The organism is Haemophilus parahaemolyticus (assembly GCF_002015035.1).
Classification (GTDB): Bacteria; Pseudomonadota; Gammaproteobacteria; order Enterobacterales; family Pasteurellaceae; genus Haemophilus_A; species Haemophilus_A parahaemolyticus.
Genome location: NZ_MUXY01000014.1, coordinates 66839 through 83323, shown reverse-complemented (window position 1 = coordinate 83323; position 16485 = coordinate 66839). Strand labels below are relative to the sequence as shown.

General features: G+C 38.8%; 17 protein-coding genes. 14 read left to right on the top strand and 3 right to left on the bottom strand.

Annotated elements, in window-relative coordinates; genetic code table 11:
- Positions 1–74: 74 nt before the first annotated feature.
- Complete coding sequence (pepA, locus tag B0185_RS08415; protein ID WP_005705356.1) at positions 75–1568, bottom strand: leucyl aminopeptidase; 1494 nt, start codon at positions 1566–1568, stop codon at positions 75–77.
- Between the two features lie 183 nt (positions 1569–1751).
- On the opposite strand from pepA, the gene lptF reads away from it, so the two are divergent.
- The 4 genes from lptF to glyA all read left to right on the top strand — a co-directional run bounded on the left by lptF (position 1752) and on the right by glyA (position 6291).
- Positions 1752–2855, top strand: coding sequence for an LPS export ABC transporter permease LptF (gene lptF / locus B0185_RS08410; RefSeq protein WP_005705369.1), 1104 nt, complete (start codon positions 1752–1754; stop codon positions 2853–2855).
- Positions 2855–3937 (top strand): LPS export ABC transporter permease LptG, encoded by a 1083-nt coding sequence (gene lptG / locus B0185_RS08405; RefSeq protein ID WP_005705363.1) that lies wholly within the window; start codon positions 2855–2857, stop codon positions 3935–3937. Before lptF ends, lptG begins: the two co-directional genes overlap by 1 nt.
- Before the next feature lie 4 nt (positions 3938–3941).
- Entirely contained in the window at positions 3942–4829 is an 888-nt protein-coding gene (locus B0185_RS08400) for an NAD(+) kinase (RefSeq protein WP_005705360.1), read from the top strand.
- Positions 4830–5025: 196 nt separating this feature from the next.
- Positions 5026–6291 (top strand): serine hydroxymethyltransferase, encoded by a 1266-nt coding sequence (gene glyA, locus B0185_RS08395; protein ID WP_005705368.1) that lies wholly within the window; start codon positions 5026–5028, stop codon positions 6289–6291.
- A gap of 55 nt (positions 6292–6346) precedes the next feature.
- Here the strand turns inward: glyA and B0185_RS08390 are convergent, their stop codons facing one another.
- Positions 6347–7030, bottom strand: coding sequence for an acylneuraminate cytidylyltransferase family protein (locus tag B0185_RS08390; RefSeq protein WP_005705351.1), 684 nt, complete (start codon positions 7028–7030; stop codon positions 6347–6349).
- 168 nt (positions 7031–7198) lie between these two features.
- Between B0185_RS08390 and thiI the strand changes: the two genes are divergently transcribed.
- Positions 7199–8650, top strand: coding sequence for a tRNA uracil 4-sulfurtransferase ThiI (thiI, locus tag B0185_RS08385; RefSeq protein ID WP_005705366.1), 1452 nt, complete (start codon positions 7199–7201; stop codon positions 8648–8650).
- 83 nt (positions 8651–8733) lie between these two features.
- Positions 8734–9444: a YwiC-like family protein gene (locus B0185_RS08380; RefSeq protein ID WP_005705373.1), complete on the top strand. Its 711-nt coding sequence runs from the start codon at positions 8734–8736 to the stop codon at positions 9442–9444.
- Positions 9445–9492: 48 nt separating this feature from the next.
- Here the strand turns inward: B0185_RS08380 and B0185_RS08375 are convergent, their stop codons facing one another.
- Positions 9493–9822, bottom strand: a complete 330-nt coding sequence (locus B0185_RS08375; protein WP_005705350.1) for a DUF5339 domain-containing protein — start codon at positions 9820–9822, stop codon at positions 9493–9495.
- A gap of 415 nt (positions 9823–10237) precedes the next feature.
- Between B0185_RS08375 and B0185_RS08370 the strand changes: the two genes are divergently transcribed.
- From B0185_RS08370 to tolA, 8 genes are all read left to right on the top strand, one after another.
- Entirely contained in the window at positions 10238–11791 is a 1554-nt protein-coding gene (locus tag B0185_RS08370) for a cytochrome ubiquinol oxidase subunit I (protein ID WP_005705365.1), read from the top strand.
- Positions 11792–11801: 10 nt separating this feature from the next.
- Entirely contained in the window at positions 11802–12938 is a 1137-nt protein-coding gene (cydB, locus tag B0185_RS08365) for a cytochrome d ubiquinol oxidase subunit II (RefSeq protein WP_005705372.1), read from the top strand.
- A 9-nt stretch (positions 12939–12947) separates the two neighbouring features.
- Entirely contained in the window at positions 12948–13046 is a 99-nt protein-coding gene (locus B0185_RS08360; RefSeq protein WP_078208107.1) for a cytochrome bd oxidase small subunit, CydX/CbdX family, read from the top strand.
- 3 nt (positions 13047–13049) lie between these two features.
- Positions 13050–13337, top strand: coding sequence for a cyd operon YbgE family protein (locus tag B0185_RS08355; RefSeq protein WP_005705357.1), 288 nt, complete (start codon positions 13050–13052; stop codon positions 13335–13337).
- A 143-nt stretch (positions 13338–13480) separates the two neighbouring features.
- Positions 13481–13873, top strand: coding sequence for a tol-pal system-associated acyl-CoA thioesterase (ybgC, locus tag B0185_RS08350; RefSeq protein ID WP_005705354.1), 393 nt, complete (start codon positions 13481–13483; stop codon positions 13871–13873).
- 25 nt (positions 13874–13898) lie between these two features.
- The gene (gene tolQ / locus B0185_RS08345; protein WP_005705370.1) at positions 13899–14585 is read left to right on the top strand and encodes a protein TolQ; all 687 of its coding nucleotides are present in this window, start codon (positions 13899–13901) and stop codon (positions 14583–14585) included.
- Between the two features lie 101 nt (positions 14586–14686).
- On the top strand, positions 14687–15121 hold the full coding sequence (gene tolR / locus B0185_RS08340) for a colicin uptake protein TolR (protein ID WP_005705361.1): 435 nt from the start codon (positions 14687–14689) through the stop codon (positions 15119–15121).
- 19 nt (positions 15122–15140) lie between these two features.
- Positions 15141–16475 carry a cell envelope integrity protein TolA gene (tolA, locus tag B0185_RS08335; protein ID WP_039862924.1) on the top strand — a complete coding sequence of 445 codons (1335 nt, stop codon included), beginning with the start codon at positions 15141–15143 and terminating at the stop codon, positions 16473–16475.
- Positions 16476–16485: the final 10 nt, after the last annotated feature.

Here is a 16485-nt window from a genome sequence, read left to right as displayed (position 1 = left end):
CAAGGGGCAAATTACATTTACCCCAAAATATTAAGATCATTAGGGCAAATGTAATTTGCTCCTATAATGATTAACTATTTGGCTTTGCTAATCAAAAACTGACTCAACAACGGCACTGGGCGACCTGTTGCACCTTTGCTTGCCCCTGATTTCCAAGCTGTGCCCGCAATATCTAAATGTGCCCAAGCATATTTTTTAGTAAAGTTCGATAAGAACTGCCCTGCGGTAATAGCTCCACCTAAACGCCCGCCAATGTTGGCAAGATCAGCAAAGTTAGACTTAAGCTGTTCTTGATATTCTTCGCCTAGTGGTAAACGCCATGCCTTATCATCTGCTTCTTCGGCAGCATTAAGCAAATCGTGTGCAAGATTATTATGAGTAGACATCAATCCACTGTTATGAGCACCTAATGCAATCATGCACGCCCCTGTTAAGGTAGCGACATCGATTACCAATTCAGGATCAAAACGTTCGACATAAGTGAGCGTATCGCATAGCACTAAGCGACCTTCGGCATCGGTATTTAACACTTCGACCGTTAAGCCGTTCATCGTAGTGAGAATATCGCCAGGGCGGTAAGCATTGCCATCTGGCATATTTTCACAGCCTGCTAATACGCCGATAACATTCAGTGGCAAGTTCATTTCAGCCAAGGCTTTCATTGTGCCATAAACTGAAGCTGCACCACCCATATCGTATTTCATTTCATCCATTGCTTCAGACGGTTTGATGGAAATACCGCCCGAGTCGAAAGTTAAGCCTTTACCGACTAACACAATCGGTTTGGCATCGGGATTTGGATGATTTTTGAATTCAATGACAGACAAATAAGCAGGGTTTTCAGAACCACGAGAAACCGCCAAATAGGCATTCATACCTAATTCTTCCATCGCTTTTTCATCTATAATCGTGGTGGTAATGTTGTTGTAATCTTCGGCTAATTGGGTTGCTAATTTTGCTAAATAGGCTGGATTACACACATTTGGTGGACAATTCGCCACATTTTTTGCAAAACTTATTCCTAACGTAACCGCTTGCCCATGAGCTAAAGCTCGCTCTGCTTCAGCTAACTCTTTGCGATTGGCAACATTAAAAATCACACGGCGTAACTCACGCTTGGTTTCAGGTTTAACGCTTTTAAATTCGTTATAGCTGTAAAGTAGCTCTTGGATGGCTTCAATCGCAAAACGGATGTTCCAATAAGTTGAGCGACCTTTCACATGTAGTTCACTTAAGAACGAAACGGCTTCAGTTGCTCCAGTTTCGTTTAACACCTGCACCGCTTTTTGTGTGAGTTGTTTGTATTGGCGTTCGGTAAGCTCACGTTCTTTGCCACAGCCGACTAATAACACGCGATCTGCGGGTACATTCGGTACGTGATGTAATAGAAGCGTTTGCCCCACTTTGCCATCTAAATCACCTTTGCGTAAAATGTTGCTTAAATAGCCTTCGCTCAAGCGGTCTAATTCTTCGGCAGATTCGCTAAATCGGCGGGTTTCATACACGCCAACGATCACACAGCCCGTACGTTGTTTTTCAATACTGCCATTTTTTACATTAAATTCCATAAATGCTCCCGTGATTTTTTTCTAAGAAAGAGGTATCATAGCACCTTTTTCAAGCGGTCAATTTTACTCGAAAATTAGCAAAATAAGTGAAAAAATCAACCACTTGAACCAAGCCATAAAGTACAGGTCATAAACTACCGATTTGCAAAGAAATTGCAAGCATAATTTATAGAGAACCCGATTGTGATTTTAAGCCGATATTTAACGAAAGAGATTTTTAAAAGCCAAATAGCGATTCTATTTATCTTGTTACTGATGTTTTTTAGCCAGCAACTGATTAGTGTGCTTAATTCTGCCGTAAGTGGGAAAGTGCCAACCGATTTAGTGCTCAGTTTATTAGGCTTAGGAATGCCAGCTCTGTCGCAATTTATGTTGCCGCTTTCGCTCTTTGTGGCATTGTTGCTTACCCTTGGACGTTTATATGCGGAAAGTGAAATCACGGTGATGCGTGCTTGCGGTGTGGGGCAAGGTCTATTGACTCGTGTGGCATTATTTCTTTCGATTTTTACCACTGCTTTGGCGGCTTACAACGTCTTTTCGCTCACCCCTTGGGCAATTGATATGCAAAGCAAAATTTTGGCAGAAGCGAAATCTAACCCGCGTTTTTCAGCTCTTTCAGCAGGCCAATTTATGACCGCGGGTGGTTATGTATTATTTATTGAGAATATCAATAATGAAGCGAATACTTTGAATGATATTTATGTGTTCCAGCCTGATCAACAAAAGAAAAATCGTCCCTCTGTGGTGGTAGCGGATACAGGCGTATTACAAGGTTTGCCGAATGGCGATCAATTGCTCACTCTAAAAGAGAGTACCCGCTATGAAGGCACAGCAAAAACAGCCGATTTCCGTATTTCTCATTTTGATAATTACACCGCTTATTTGGGCTATCAAGATGTAAACTCCAGTGATAAATTAATGCAGCGTGCCGATTTTTCTAGCCTAATGGCAGACAAATCACCTGAAGCAAAAGCCGAATTACAATGGCGTTTTGCCCTTGTGTTTGCGGTGCCTTTGATGGCATTATTAGCCGTGCCAATGAGTAGCGTAAACCCGCGTCAAGGGCGATTTGCGAAAATTATTCCTGCGGTATTGCTCTATTTAATCTACTTTTTATTGCAAAGTTCATTAAAATCCTCTGGGGCTTCGGGCAAGATAGATGCATCTATTTTTATGCCTGCAGTTTCGATAGCATTCTTAATACTTGGCATTGTAATGAATAGCTGGGAAACGCGATGGATGTCTGCTATTCGCTATCGCTTCTCTTTCAAAAAAGAGGGGGCATAATGAAAATTTTTGGAATGAATATTTTAGAACGCTATATTGGCAAAAGCATTTTAGCGATGATTTTTGCCGTACTGCTTGCCATTAGTGGCCTAATTTTTATCGTGAAATTGGTGGAAGAGTTCAAAGATGTCGGTAAAGGCAGCTACGATGCGATAATCGCTACTTATTATGCCTTGTTGATGTTACCAAGCGACATTAAAGAAATTATCCCCGTAGTCGTGTTAATTGGTGGCTTGCTTGGTTTAGGCAATCTTGCTAGTCGCAGTGAATTGGTGGTAATGCAGGCATCGGGGTTCTCTCGTTTCCGCATTGGTTTAGCGGTGATGAAAACCGCCCTACCCCTGATTTTTCTCACCATGTTTTTAAGCGAATGGGGCATCCCACAAACGGAGCAATATGCACGAAATATGCGTTCAATTGCCCAAAGCGGCGGCTCAATGCTGGCAACTACAGGTGGCTTCTGGGCAAAAGATGGGCAAGATTTTATCTATATTCGCCATATCAACAATGAGCACGAACTTAACAGCGTATCGATTTATCACTTTGATAACAAAGCTTTGAAGGCTATCACACAAGCGGATCGTGCGGTTTATAGGGATAATCAATGGCAGTTACAAAAAGTAGAAAAATCACTAATTAGCGAGAACCAAATCCAGCAAAATAAAGAAGCCGATCAAGTGTGGCAAACCACGATTACCCCAAGTAAATTGGGTATCGTGTCGCTCAAACCAGAATCTCTTTCTATTTCAGGATTGTCTGATTATGTGGGTTTCTTGAAAGAAACAGGGCAAGATTCCAAACGCTTTGAAATTGCCTTCTGGCGTAAAGTTTATCAACCGATTTCAATGGCAGTAATGATGTTATTGGCAATCTCTTTCGTTTTTGGACCGCTTCGCAGCAGTGCAATGGGAACCAAACTCTTTATCGGGATTATCGCGGGTTTCGTGTTCTATGTCTCGAATATTACTTTCGGTAATATGACCTTAGTATTTACGTGGATTCCAACCTTTATCGGTGCACTCATTCCGAGCTTGATTTGCTTAACTATTGTCTGGTGGTTATTGGCAAAAAAACGGGATTAGCAAAATGAGTAAATTAGAAAGATCATTCCAAACTATAGGCATTGTAGGCAATCCTCGTCATGATAGTGCTTTAGAAACCCATTTGGCGGTCTATAATTGGCTGAAAGATCGCCATTATAATGTATTAGTCGAAGAGAAAATTGCCGAGCAATTACACCTTACAGAAGGATATTCATTGAAAGCGATTGGCGAAAATACTCACCTTGTGATCGTCATTGGCGGCGATGGTAATATGCTTGGTATGGCTAGAGCACTCGCTAAATATAAAGTACCGTTGATCGGTATCAATCGCGGTAATCTTGGTTTTCTGACCGACATTGCACCACAAACGGCTTTTGAACAGCTTTATAGTTGCCTTGAAAAAGGTGAGTTTCTGATCGAAGAACGTTTTTTATTAGAAGCTCATATTGAACGTAATGGCAAGATTATTGCCTCAAGCAACGCACTTAATGAAGTGGTTGCTCATCCAAGCCAAGTGGCACGCATTATTGAATTTGAAGTGTATATTGATGGCAAATTCGCTTTTTCTCAACGTTCTGATGGATTGATTATTGCTACCCCAACAGGCTCAACCGCTTACTCTCTCTCGGCTGGTGGTCCTATCCTTACCCCAAATATGAATGCCATTGCCCTTGTGCCAATGCATCCACATACGCTTTCTTCACGCCCATTGGTTGTGGATGGCGATAGCCATATCTCTTTGCGTTTTTCTCAACATAATCAACCACATTTAGAAGTGAGTTGCGATGGGCAAACAGTATTGCCATTTACCGCAGAAGATCGCGTAATAGTGCGAAAAAGTACAGATAAATTGCACTTATTGCATCTCAATGATTATAATTATTTTACCGTGCTTGGCTCAAAACTAGGCTGGGCAAGTAAATTATTCTAATGTAGTTTTATATAAAGATGATTATTCTTCATAGTGATTATGAAGATTTAACACGCAAATTATTCGAAAAAAGCTACCGCTTGTTGTGAAAAATGAGTAGAATGCGTTGTCTTTTTAAAACGAAAACGTTTGCGTAAAAGCATTTTTACTAAAATCGAATTTTTAAGTTGAATTTATCGAGTTACAGGAGGCTTGAATGTTTACAGCTAATATGAATATTAAAGATTACGATCCCGTTTTGTGGCAAGCAATCCAAGATGAAAATCGTCGTCAAGAAGAACACATTGAATTGATCGCATCAGAAAACTATGCAAGCCCACGTGTAATGGAAGCTCAAGGCTCTCAATTCACTAACAAATACGCAGAAGGCTACCCAGGCAAACGTTACTACGGCGGTTGCGAATATGCAGACATTGTGGAACAATTAGCAATTGACCGCGCGAAAGAGTTATTCGGTGCAGATTATGCGAATGTACAACCGCACTCTGGTTCACAAGCGAACGCTGCCGTTTACGGTGCATTGATCAACGCAGGTGATACCATTTTAGGTATGGATCTAGCCCACGGCGGTCACTTAACGCACGGTGCCAAAGTAAGCTTCTCTGGCAAAATCTACAACTCTGTGCTTTACGGTATTACTGCAGATGGTGTGATCAATTACGAAGATGTTCGCCAAAAAGCATTAGAGTGCAAACCCAAAATGATCGTGGCAGGTTTCTCTGCTTACTCTCAAGTCGTAGATTGGGCGAAAATGCGTGAAATCGCAGACGAAGTCGGTGCATATTTATTCGTTGATATGGCACACGTTGCAGGTTTAATCGCGGCAGGTTTATACCCAAACCCATTACCGCACGCACACGTTGTTACAACTACAACCCACAAAACATTAGGCGGCCCACGTGGTGGTTTAATTCTTTCTTCTTGTGGTGATGAAGAGATCTACAAAAAATTACAATCATCAGTATTCCCAGCAAATCAAGGTGGACCATTAGTTCACATCATTGCAGCAAAAGCAGTATGCTTTAAAGAAGCCTTAGAGCCAGAATACAAAGAATATCAAGCTAACGTAATCAAAAATGCGAAAGCGATGGTAGAAGTATTCAAACAACGTGGCTATGATGTGGTATCAAACGGCACAGAAAACCACTTATTCCTTGTAAGTTTCATCAAACAAGGTTTAACAGGTAAAGCAGCGGATGCGGCATTAGGTAAAGCAAACATCACCGTTAATAAAAATGCAGTACCAAACGATCCACAAAAACCATTTGTAACTTCAGGTATCCGTGTGGGTACACCATCTGTTACCCGTCGTGGTTTTAATGAAAACGATGTACGTGAATTAGCCAATTGGATGTGTGATGTGTTAGATGCATTAGGCAAAGAAAACGAAGAGCAAGTGATTGCTGAAACGAAAGAAAAAGTATTAGCTATTTGTAAACGTTTACCAGTTTATACGAAATAATTTTAATTCATAAAATTAAATCCCGATCATCATTTTTATGATGCTCGGGGTTTTCTTATAGATAATTTTCTTGAGTAACAATAATTTCTGCTAATTCTAGATCTTGCTTAGCATCAATATCTAAGGAGCGGTAACTTGGCATAAGATAAAATTTTGCTGGCTGAATGAAAAAACATTTTTCTTTTAATAATGAGGCTGTGTCATTGATATAAATTGCTCCATTAGCTCTATACATAATTGGCAAACTCTGGCGCGGAGCTTCAAAATCGCTAATTTCACGGACAGATAAGATTTCTCCGTTAGTAGCCAAACTAAATGATTTATACGGATGATGTTCACATTCACAAGCAGAAATAACAGATTTTACTCCACTATTTTTAAACATATCCATCGCATTCTTTATATCTAAGTGACTACGCAAAGGACTTGTTGGTTGCAATAAAGTACAAATTCCTTCTGTAATATTCAACGTCCGTAACGTATGTAAAATCGTATCAATTGTACGAGAATTATCTTGAGCTAATTCACCTGGACGCTTTATTGCTTCCGCCTGAAACTTATGAGCTTCCTTTAGTATCTCATCACCATCTGAAGAAACGATAATACGCTCAAAAACATTAGCTTGTTGAGCTGCAATAATAGTTCGAGCAACCAATGAATAACCTCCAACAGGTTGTAGATTTTTGTGTAAGATACCTTTTGATCCTGCACGTGCAGGGATAATTGCAATATTAGTCATAAATTTAACCGCTTTATTAAAAAGTGTTCGAATTTTATCATATCGATAGTTAAGCCATCTACTTTGTAAAAGTTATGTAAAGAAACGAGAATGTCGAAAGTATGTTATAATTCACATAATTACTTGTTTTAGGATTTATGACATTTACATTAAAAACTTGATCTTACTATGAAATTTATTATCAAACTTTTCCCTGAAATTATGATTAAAAGCGATTCCGTGCGTAAACGCTTTATCAAAATTCTTACCTCAAACATTCGTAATGTGTTGTTGCGTGAAACTGAAAATGTTGCGGTTATTCGCAACTGGGATTTCATTGAAGTACGAGCCAAAGTGGCAGAAGAAGCTCCAATGGTATTGGATCTGCTTAAACGCACACCAGGTATTCACCATATTTTAGAAGTGGAAGAATATCCGTTTGAAACTATGCACGATATTTTTGAACAAACGCTTGCCCAAGTGCGTGAAGAGTTGGAAGGTAAGACCTTCTGCGTGCGTGTTCGCCGTAAAGGTAAACATGAATTCCGCTCATTAGACGTAGAACGTTATGTGGGCGGTGGCTTAAATCAGCGTATCGAAACGGCAAGCGTTAAGCTCACGAAACCTGATGTAACGGTGCGTATTGATATTGATAACGACAAAATGTTGCTGGTAAAAGCACGCCACGAAGGGCTTGGCGGCTACCCGATCGGTACGCAAGAAGATGTGCTTTCTTTAATCTCGGGCGGCTTCGATTCGGGTGTGTCTAGCTATATGTTGATTCGTCGCGGTTCACGCGTGCATTATTGCTTCTTCAACTTGGGCGGTGCAGCACACGAAATCGGCGTGAAACAGATGGCATATCACATTTGGAGTCGTTATAGTACTTCTCATAAAGTGCGTTTTGTGGCAATTAACTTTGAAAACGTAGTCGGTGAAATTTTAGAAAAAGTTGATAACGGGCAAATGGGCGTAGTGTTAAAACGCATGATGGTACGTGCGGCAAGTAAAATTGCCGAGCGTTTTGACATTCAAGCGATTGTTACAGGTGAGGCGTTAGGGCAGGTTTCTAGCCAAACACTCACCAATTTACGCTTGATTGATAAGGCTTCAGATACGCTGGTATTACGTCCGCTGATTACCCACGATAAAGAACAAATTATCGCAATGGCAAAAGAGATCGGCACGGATGACATCGCCAAATCAATGCCAGAATTCTGTGGCGTAATTTCCAAAAATCCAACAGTGAAAGCGATTGAAAGCAAAATCGTTGAAGAGGAAGGGCATTTCAATTTTGAAGTGTTAGAACAAGCAGTGCAAAATGCCCAATTCCTTGATATTCGTGAAATTGCACAACAAACTGAAAAAGAAGTGGTTTCTGTTGAAACAACGACTGAACTCGGCGAAAACGATGTAATTTTAGATATTCGTAGCCCTGAAGAAACTGATGAAGCACCGTTAGAACTGGATAATGTGGAAGTGAAAGAATTACCGTTCTATAAACTTTCAAGCCAATTTACAGCATTAGATCAAACTAAAAACTACTTACTTTATTGCCAACGTGGGGTAATGAGCAAATTACAAGCGTTATATTTGAAAGAAAATGGTTTTAATAACGTCAAGGTTTTTCGTTTAAAATAAATCTATGCTTGTTGTATTGGGGGATTATTTGAGTGATAATCCTCCATATTTTTAATAGTTGAGTAAATCTCTAGGGATTAGGAATGTTAAACGAGAAACCTGTTATTTCCAATCAGCACGGTGCGTTAGCCATGGCATTTTTGCCTTATTTCTATGCAGTTATCCAAGCAAAAGAGTATAATTGGTCGCTTTTTCTATTTGGTCTTGCATGGCTTTTTCTTTACCTTTTCTCTTACCCGTTCTTTATGCTGTTTAGCAAGAAACCGACGGCTAAAAATAAACGTTGGGCGGTTATTTATTTCATTTTAAGCCTTGGTTTTGCCTCCCCCGTCTTACTCTCTCAACCTTTAGTTTTGCTTTTTGCCTTGCCTTTACTACCGCTTGGTTTAGTGCAATTCTATTTTGCTAAACAGCGCAATGAACGCCATTTACTCAATGATATTGCAGGAATTCTTACCTTTGGTGTGGTTGGAATGGCGACCTATTATTTAAGCATGCAAGCGGTCGATTTTGTCTTTCTTATTCACCCAACACTGTTTTTTATTGCAACTACTTTCTATATCAAAAGCCTTGCTCGTGAACGAAAAAAACCACTTTATGCTGAACTGAGCATTGGCATACATTTAGGACTTAGTTTGATTTACTTATTTACAAATGAAAATGCAATTTTTACCGCTTATTTGTTTGCATTGGCACGAGCAATTATTGTGCCAACATTAGGCTGGAATGTAAAAAAAGTGGGGATGTTTGAGTTTTTAACAATTGTGATTTTTTTAGCTACATTAGTTTGCTAAAGAAAACGGCTAAACAAAATATATACTTAGCCGTTTTGTGTTACTAGATTAATGCTTTTCTTTTAATGTATTTAACGCACTTAAACCTTTCGTGCAACTTTTTTGTTGTAAGGTCGTTTCCATTGCAAGTAGCTGTTTTTTGCTTGCAGAGAGCTGATTTTTCAAGCGTTTTACTTGTGTGTGTGTACCAGGTTGTTTTTCTGCATCTTTAATCAGCGTATTTGCAACATTAAACATATTTTGACATTCTGGCGTAAGTTTGATGCTTTCTGGTTTTTCAATTATCAAAGTGGAGGTTTTTACTTCTGCTTGAGCTGAAATGGTAAACGTTGTGCCTAAGCAAAGAGAAAAACAGAGTAAGAAACATTTTTTTAGCATAATTTTACCTTTTTCTGTTATAGCTAAAATCTTTTAAATTAAATAGGGAATAATTAAATATTCAAGAGATTAGCACGCTTTACTGCAAAAGTCAGCAAGATTTCACAGGTAAAAAGCAGATTTTATTTGATCTTTCTCAAAGAAAAAACTCAACTTTACCTCTTGAGAGGTAAAGTTTTTAATCTGTTTTCTTAATTCATAAAAAAATATAGCTAAAAGTTTAATGATTTCAAAAAAGGTTAATCCTTTGTTAATTGGGGTTGTTTTTTATTTTATCAATAACAGGTAAAATAGGCTCTTGAAACTCTGATTACCTTGTAGGGTAGATCTTTGCTTTGGGTCAAAGTTTTGTGGGGCATTATTCGGTATCGAATAATTAATCATATTTCATATTATCAAGATGAAGAGGTTTGAGATGTTAGACTTTGTTGAACTCTCGCGTTTGCAGTTTGCTTTAACTGCTCTCTATCACTTCTTATTTGTGCCGCTTACATTAGGTCTTTCTTTTGTGCTTGTAGTGATGGAAACACTTTATGTAACGACAGGAAAAGAAGTTTATAAAGATATGACTAAATTCTGGGGTAAGTTATTCGGTATTAACTTTGCTCTTGGGGTAACGACTGGTATTACCATGGAATTCCAGTTTGGTACAAACTGGTCATATTACTCTCACTATGTGGGCGATATCTTCGGTGCACCTTTAGCATTAGAAGGTTTAATGGCGTTCTTCTTAGAATCTACTTTTGTAGGTCTATTCTTCTTTGGTTGGGATCGTCTTTCTAAGAAAAAACACTTATTAGCGACATATTGTGTGGCATTTGGTTCTAACTTCTCTGCAATGTGGATCTTAGTGGCTAACGGTTGGATGCAAAACCCTGTAGGTTCAGAATTTAACTTTGAAACAATGCGTATGGAAATGACCAGTTTTACTGATCTTCTTTTAAACCCAGTGACTCAAAGTAAATTCTTACATACTGTAACTGCAGGCTATACCTGTGGTGCGATCTTTGTATTAAGTATCAGTGCTTATTATATATTAAAAGGTCGTGACTTAGGATTTGCTAAACGCTCATTCTCTGTAGGTGCAAGTTTTGGTTTATTCGCGATTCTTTCCGTATTATTAATGGGTGATGAATCTGGTTATGAAATTGGTAAAGCACAACCAGTGAAATTGGCAGCAATGGAAGCTGAATGGGAAACTCACCCAGCACCAGCAGCATTTAATGCGATTGCAATTCCAAACTCTGAAGCTCGTCAAAACGACTTTGCAATTCAAATTCCATACCTTGGCGGTTTAGTTGCAACACGTTCTTTAGATACTGAAATCAAAGGTTTAAATGATATTCGTAAAGAAAACGTTGAGCGTGTACGTAACGGTGCTACCGCGGTTGTTTTATTAGAAAAACTTCGTTCTGGTAATTATACAGAAGAAGAAAAAGCAGCATTCCAAGCAGTTCAAAAAGATCTTGGCTTTGGTTTATTGTTAAAACAATACGTAGGCGATAATATTGCAGCGGCAACAGAAGAGCAAATCATTAAAGCTGCTGATGCAACTATTCCAAACGTAGGACCTAACTTCTGGGCATTCCGCGTGATGGTTGGCTCTGGTATGCTAATGTCTTTAATCATTGGCTTAGCATTCTTCTTTAACTTCCGTGGCACCGTGGGCAAAAACAAATTGTTACTTAAAGCGGTATTATGGTCTATGCCATTACCATGGATTGCAATTGAAGCTGGTTGGTTCTTAGCTGAGTTTGCACGTCAGCCTTGGGCAGTTTATGAAGTGTTACCAACAGGTATTTCAGCATCTCACTTAACTGTGGCTGAATTATGGACTGCAATTGGTTTATTATGTGGTTTATATACAATCTTCTTAGTAGTAGAAATGTATTTAATGTTCAAATATGGTCGTCTAGGTCCAAGTGCATTAAAAACAGGTAAATACTACTTTGAGCAATCTGCAAAATAAGGAGTAGGCAATGTTAGATTATGAAGTTCTCCGCTTTATTTGGTGGATCTTAATTGCTGTATTGTTAATCGGTTTTGCGATTACAGATGGTTTCGATATGGGCGTATTAACCCTTTTACCTGTTGTGGGTAAAAGCAACACAGAACGCCGTGTGATGATCAACTCAATTGCCCCACACTGGGATGGTAACCAAGTTTGGTTGTTAACAGGTGGTGGTGCGATCTTTGCTGCATGGCCAACTGTTTATGCGACCTCATTCTCAAGTTTTTTCTTAGCGATGATTTTAGTGCTTGCGGCATTATTCTTCCGTCCAGTGGGCTTTGAATATCGTGCGAAAATTGATTCACCAAAATGGCGTAATGCTTGGGATTGGGCATTATTCATCGGTGGTTTCGTACCTTCACTAATTTTCGGTGTAGCGTTCGGTAACTTATTGCAAGGCTTACCATTTGAGTTTAACAACATAAACCAAGTGACTTACACAGGTACATTCTTAGGCTTATTAAATCCATTCGCATTATTATGTGGTGTAGTGAGCTTATTTATGCTAACCACCCAAGGGGCAACTTGGTTACAAATGAAAACCACGGCTGAATTACGCAACCGTGTACGTGGCGTATCACAATTTGCAGCAACCGTAACATTAGTCGCATTTGTATTAGCTGGTATTTGGTTATACTTCAAAGAAGGTTTCGTGATCACAAGCCAATTAGATCACAATGCAGTTTCTGCATTAAGCAACAAAACTGTAGCGGTTGAAACATCTGCTTGGTTTAAAAACTATGCTGAAATGCCAGTGCTTTGGATTGTACCTGCAATCGCGGTAATCGGTGCGTTATTAACCATCGTAGCTTCTAAAGCAAACCGTTCAGGTACTGCATTCTTTGCATCATCTTTAATGCAAATCGGTGTAATTTTAACTGCGGCAGTATCAATGTTCCCATTCATTATGCCTTCAATTTCTCACCCAGAAATGAGCTTAACCGTTTGGGATTCAACTGCAAGCCTTAACACCTTAACCATTATGTTCTATGCAGCGTGCTTCTTTGTACCAATCATATTGTTCTATACTATTTGGTCTTACATCAAAATGTTTGGTCGTCTTGATGCAAAATTTATTGAAGACAATCACGCTACAGCATACTAAGGAGCAATTATGTTTTATTTAACTTGGTTTTTTGGTATGTTTCTCGCAATTTACTTTGCGGTATTTATTACAACAAAGATTGAGAAAACAGGTAAATTTGACGAATAATCTATGATTCATTTGTTATATCACTTAACTTCAAAGGGCTTGCTAAAAGCCCTTTCTTTTCTTCTCGCAAGCGGTCTATTTGCAATGATTTTATTAAAATCGACTGCTTTCGGGATCTATTTTGGCGGAAAAATTCCTTACTTTGCATTATTAGCTTTTTATGGCATGGGAATTTTATGGATTCATGGCATTGGCTTTGAAATCCGTAGTAAAATTTGGCAATTTGTTTTTCTGCCTTTAATGGGTTATGCGATTGTTATTCCTTCGCTTTGCATCCTTTTTTTGAGTTAAATCATAAAAAGAAGTGAGCTTTTATTTTTACATAAAAATAAATTGCAAAAACTATTGCACTAGCATTTTTAACTGAATAAAATAGACAACCAAAATCGTCTAAAAAATGGACGTTTACGAAAGAACACAAAATAGGATGGTATATGCATTTTCCTATTCGAGTTTATTATGAAGATACAGACGCAGGTGGCGTGGTTTATCACGCAAGCTATGTCTGTTTTTTTGAACGAGCAAGAACTGAATTTTTACGCAATAAAGGCTTTTCTCAACAATCATTGTTATCGAAAAATATTGCTTTTGTTGTGAAGAAATTAGAAATAGACTACAAAATGCCTGGACGCCTAGATGATTTGCTTTCAGTTGAAACAGAAATTAAAGAAATAAAGAAAGCAAGCATTATTTTTGAACAGAAACTTTGGCGTAATCAAGCTTGTCTAAGCCATGCTATTGTAAGTGTAGCAAGTGTCGATTTACTTAAAATGAAACCGATAGCAATACCGAAAAATATTCGTGATGCAATGGATTCATCTCACTAATTCATTATCATTATTGGAGTTTTCAATGCAAGAAACTAGCTTTGACTTAATTTCGTTATTTGCACAAGCAAGTATCGTCGTTAAGATCGTTATGCTTATTCTTATCACTTTCTCAGTATTATCTTGGGCTGTGATTATTCAACGTAGTCGTTATTTAACGAATGCTGCAAAAGGCTCACTCGCTTTTGAAAATAAATTTTGGTCTGGTGAAGATTTAAACCGTTTACACGAAGGATTAGAAAATCGTCGTGATAAATTAAGCGGCTCAGAACAAATTTTCTATGTTGGATTTAAAGAATTTACCCGTTTACAACAAGTAAGCCCAGATATGCCAGCTGCAAATATTCAAGGAACAAGCCGCGCAATGAACCTCGCACTAAACCGTGAAGTGGAAACGCTCGAAAGCTATATCCCATTCTTAGGTACAGTTGGTTCTATTAGCCCATACATTGGTTTATTTGGTACTGTTTGGGGGATTATGCACTCATTTATGGGATTAAGTGCAGTAAAACAAGCTAGCCTTCAATCAGTTGCACCAGGTATTGCCGAAGCGTTAATTGCAACCGCAATTGGTTTATTTGCGGCAATTCCTGCGGTAATGGCTTATAACCGTTTAAGCTTACGTGCGAATAAATTAGAACAAAACTACGCAAACTTTATTGATGAGTTTACAACGATTTTACATCGTCAAGCATTCTCTAAAAATAAATGAAAATAAGTAGTCGTTTTTGTAAATATTTTGAAAAGCGCGATAAAAATATGACCGCTTAGTACAAAATGTTAGTGATAACCATAATTTAAAAAAGAGGAAGTATGTCTTACCGTCGTAAACGTAAGGACATTAAATCTGAAATTAACATTGTTCCGTTCTTGGATGTCTTACTTGTGCTTTTACTTATTTTTATGGCAACAGCACCAGTGATTAGCCAAAGCGTAGAAGTTAATTTACCAGAAGATAAACATAGCCAATCTGTGTCCAATGAAGATAAAACTCCTGTGATTTTACAAGTGGCAGGTGTCGGTTTATATAAATTAAAAGTTGGTGGTAACTTTGTTACTGGTAGTAATGGCGAAGAACTCAGCGATCAAGAAGTGATTTCGTTTGCTGGTGAAGAATTTAAAAAAGATGAAAACACGCTTTTTTTAGTTGCTGGTGATGCAACCGTGCCTTATGAAGAAGTGATTAAGGGTATTGTATTATTAAAAGAAGCAGGTATTGAAAAAGCAGGCTTAATGACTCAAGGTTAATAATCATCAAGGATAACGTGTGAGATCTCAAAACGATAGACTTGAATTTGCAATCATTCTCTCCCTACTATTGCATGCCCTTTTAATTGGGTTGCTTCTATTAGGCTCTTTGTTTACAAATATCACATTACCTCCTGCTGCAGGCGGTAATGGTGGAGATGGTGAAGAGTTTGAAGCGGTAATGGTCGATACGGGGCAGGTAGCTGCAGAATATAGTCGATTACAATCAGATAGAAAAGGGAATGCTCAACCTAAACCTATGGAAGAGACAAAACCTGTCGAAGATGTAAAAGAAGAGGTTGCTGAAGAAGTTAAACAAGCTAAAGCCGAACTTGCTGAAAAACAGGAGCGAGAAAAGGCTTTAGAAGAACAACGTCAGGCTCAATTGTTAGCTCAGCAAAAACGACAAGAGCAAATCAAGCAAGAACAATTGAAAAAAGAGCAGCAACGTCAAGAGCAGTTAAAACAAGAACAGCTTGAAAAACAGAAAGAAGAAGCAACACGTAAAAAAGCAGCCGAAGCAGCTCGCCTAAAAGCGGAAGCTGAAGCAAAACGTTTAGAGGCAGCAGCAAAACAAGCTGAAGAAGAGCGTAAAGCGAAAGAAGCCCTTCAAAAAGCAGAACAGCAGAAGAAATTAGAAGAGCAGAAAAAAGCACAAGAAGCTAAGGAAAAAGCAGCTCAAGACGCGAAACTAAAAGCGGAAAAAGAAGCCAAAGAAAAAGCCGCAGCAGAAGCGAAGGCAAAAGCTGAGAAAGAGGCTAAAGAGAAGGCTGAAAAAGAAGCAAAAGCGAAAGCTGCTGCAGAAGCGAAAGCTAAAGCAGCCGCTGATGCTAAGGCTAAAGCAGCCGCTGATGCTAAGGCTAAAGCAGATGCGGAAGCAAAAGCAGCCGCAGATGCTAAGGCTAAAGCAGATGCGGAAGCAAAAGCAGCCGCAGCAAGAGCAAAAAATAATAAAGCACTAGATGATTTCTTATCAGGTGGCGATATTGGTGGCGGCTCAACCACGAAAGGGGGAAACAAAAATTCAGCTGGCCTTTCGGGTAATGGTAACGGTAAAGCAGTTGGCGATGGACAAGGTACAGCAGACCGTGGTTATGAACGTTTAATTAAACAAAAATTATCACGCGAGTATCAAGTTGATCCAAGCTTTAGTGGTCGTGAATGCCGCGTAAAAATCAACATTGAACGAGATGGACGTATTTCAAGTCACGAAGTGATTTCTGGTCCCCCAGATATTTGTCGTGCTGCGGTAGCGGCTATTACTCGTGCACAAAGTGTACCAAAAGCAAAAGATGATCCGACTTATAATACTTATAAATCGCCAATCATCAAATTTGGATTAAAAGTTTTATAATAACCTAGAG

Excerpts from the sequence above, each read along its gene's own strand:
- pepA (WP_005705356.1), bottom strand. The coding sequence starts at position 1,568 with ATGGAATTTAATGTAAAAAATGGCAGTATTGAAAAACAACGTACGGGC.
- lptG (WP_005705363.1), top strand. The coding sequence starts at position 2,855 with ATGAAAATTTTTGGAATGAATATTTTAGAACGCTATATTGGCAAAAGC.
- B0185_RS08400 (WP_005705360.1), top strand. The coding sequence starts at position 3,942 with ATGAGTAAATTAGAAAGATCATTCCAAACTATAGGCATTGTAGGCAAT.
- glyA (WP_005705368.1), top strand. The coding sequence starts at position 5,026 with ATGTTTACAGCTAATATGAATATTAAAGATTACGATCCCGTTTTGTGG.
- B0185_RS08390 (WP_005705351.1), bottom strand. The coding sequence starts at position 7,030 with ATGACTAATATTGCAATTATCCCTGCACGTGCAGGATCAAAAGGTATC.
- thiI (WP_005705366.1), top strand. The coding sequence starts at position 7,199 with ATGAAATTTATTATCAAACTTTTCCCTGAAATTATGATTAAAAGCGAT.
- B0185_RS08380 (WP_005705373.1), top strand. The coding sequence starts at position 8,734 with ATGTTAAACGAGAAACCTGTTATTTCCAATCAGCACGGTGCGTTAGCC.
- B0185_RS08375 (WP_005705350.1), bottom strand. The coding sequence starts at position 9,822 with ATGCTAAAAAAATGTTTCTTACTCTGTTTTTCTCTTTGCTTAGGCACA.
- B0185_RS08370 (WP_005705365.1), top strand. The coding sequence starts at position 10,238 with ATGTTAGACTTTGTTGAACTCTCGCGTTTGCAGTTTGCTTTAACTGCT.
- cydB (WP_005705372.1), top strand. The coding sequence starts at position 11,802 with ATGTTAGATTATGAAGTTCTCCGCTTTATTTGGTGGATCTTAATTGCT.
- B0185_RS08360 (WP_078208107.1), top strand. The coding sequence starts at position 12,948 with ATGTTTTATTTAACTTGGTTTTTTGGTATGTTTCTCGCAATTTACTTT.
- B0185_RS08355 (WP_005705357.1), top strand. The coding sequence starts at position 13,050 with ATGATTCATTTGTTATATCACTTAACTTCAAAGGGCTTGCTAAAAGCC.
- ybgC (WP_005705354.1), top strand. The coding sequence starts at position 13,481 with ATGCATTTTCCTATTCGAGTTTATTATGAAGATACAGACGCAGGTGGC.
- tolQ (WP_005705370.1), top strand. The coding sequence starts at position 13,899 with ATGCAAGAAACTAGCTTTGACTTAATTTCGTTATTTGCACAAGCAAGT.
- tolR (WP_005705361.1), top strand. The coding sequence starts at position 14,687 with ATGTCTTACCGTCGTAAACGTAAGGACATTAAATCTGAAATTAACATT.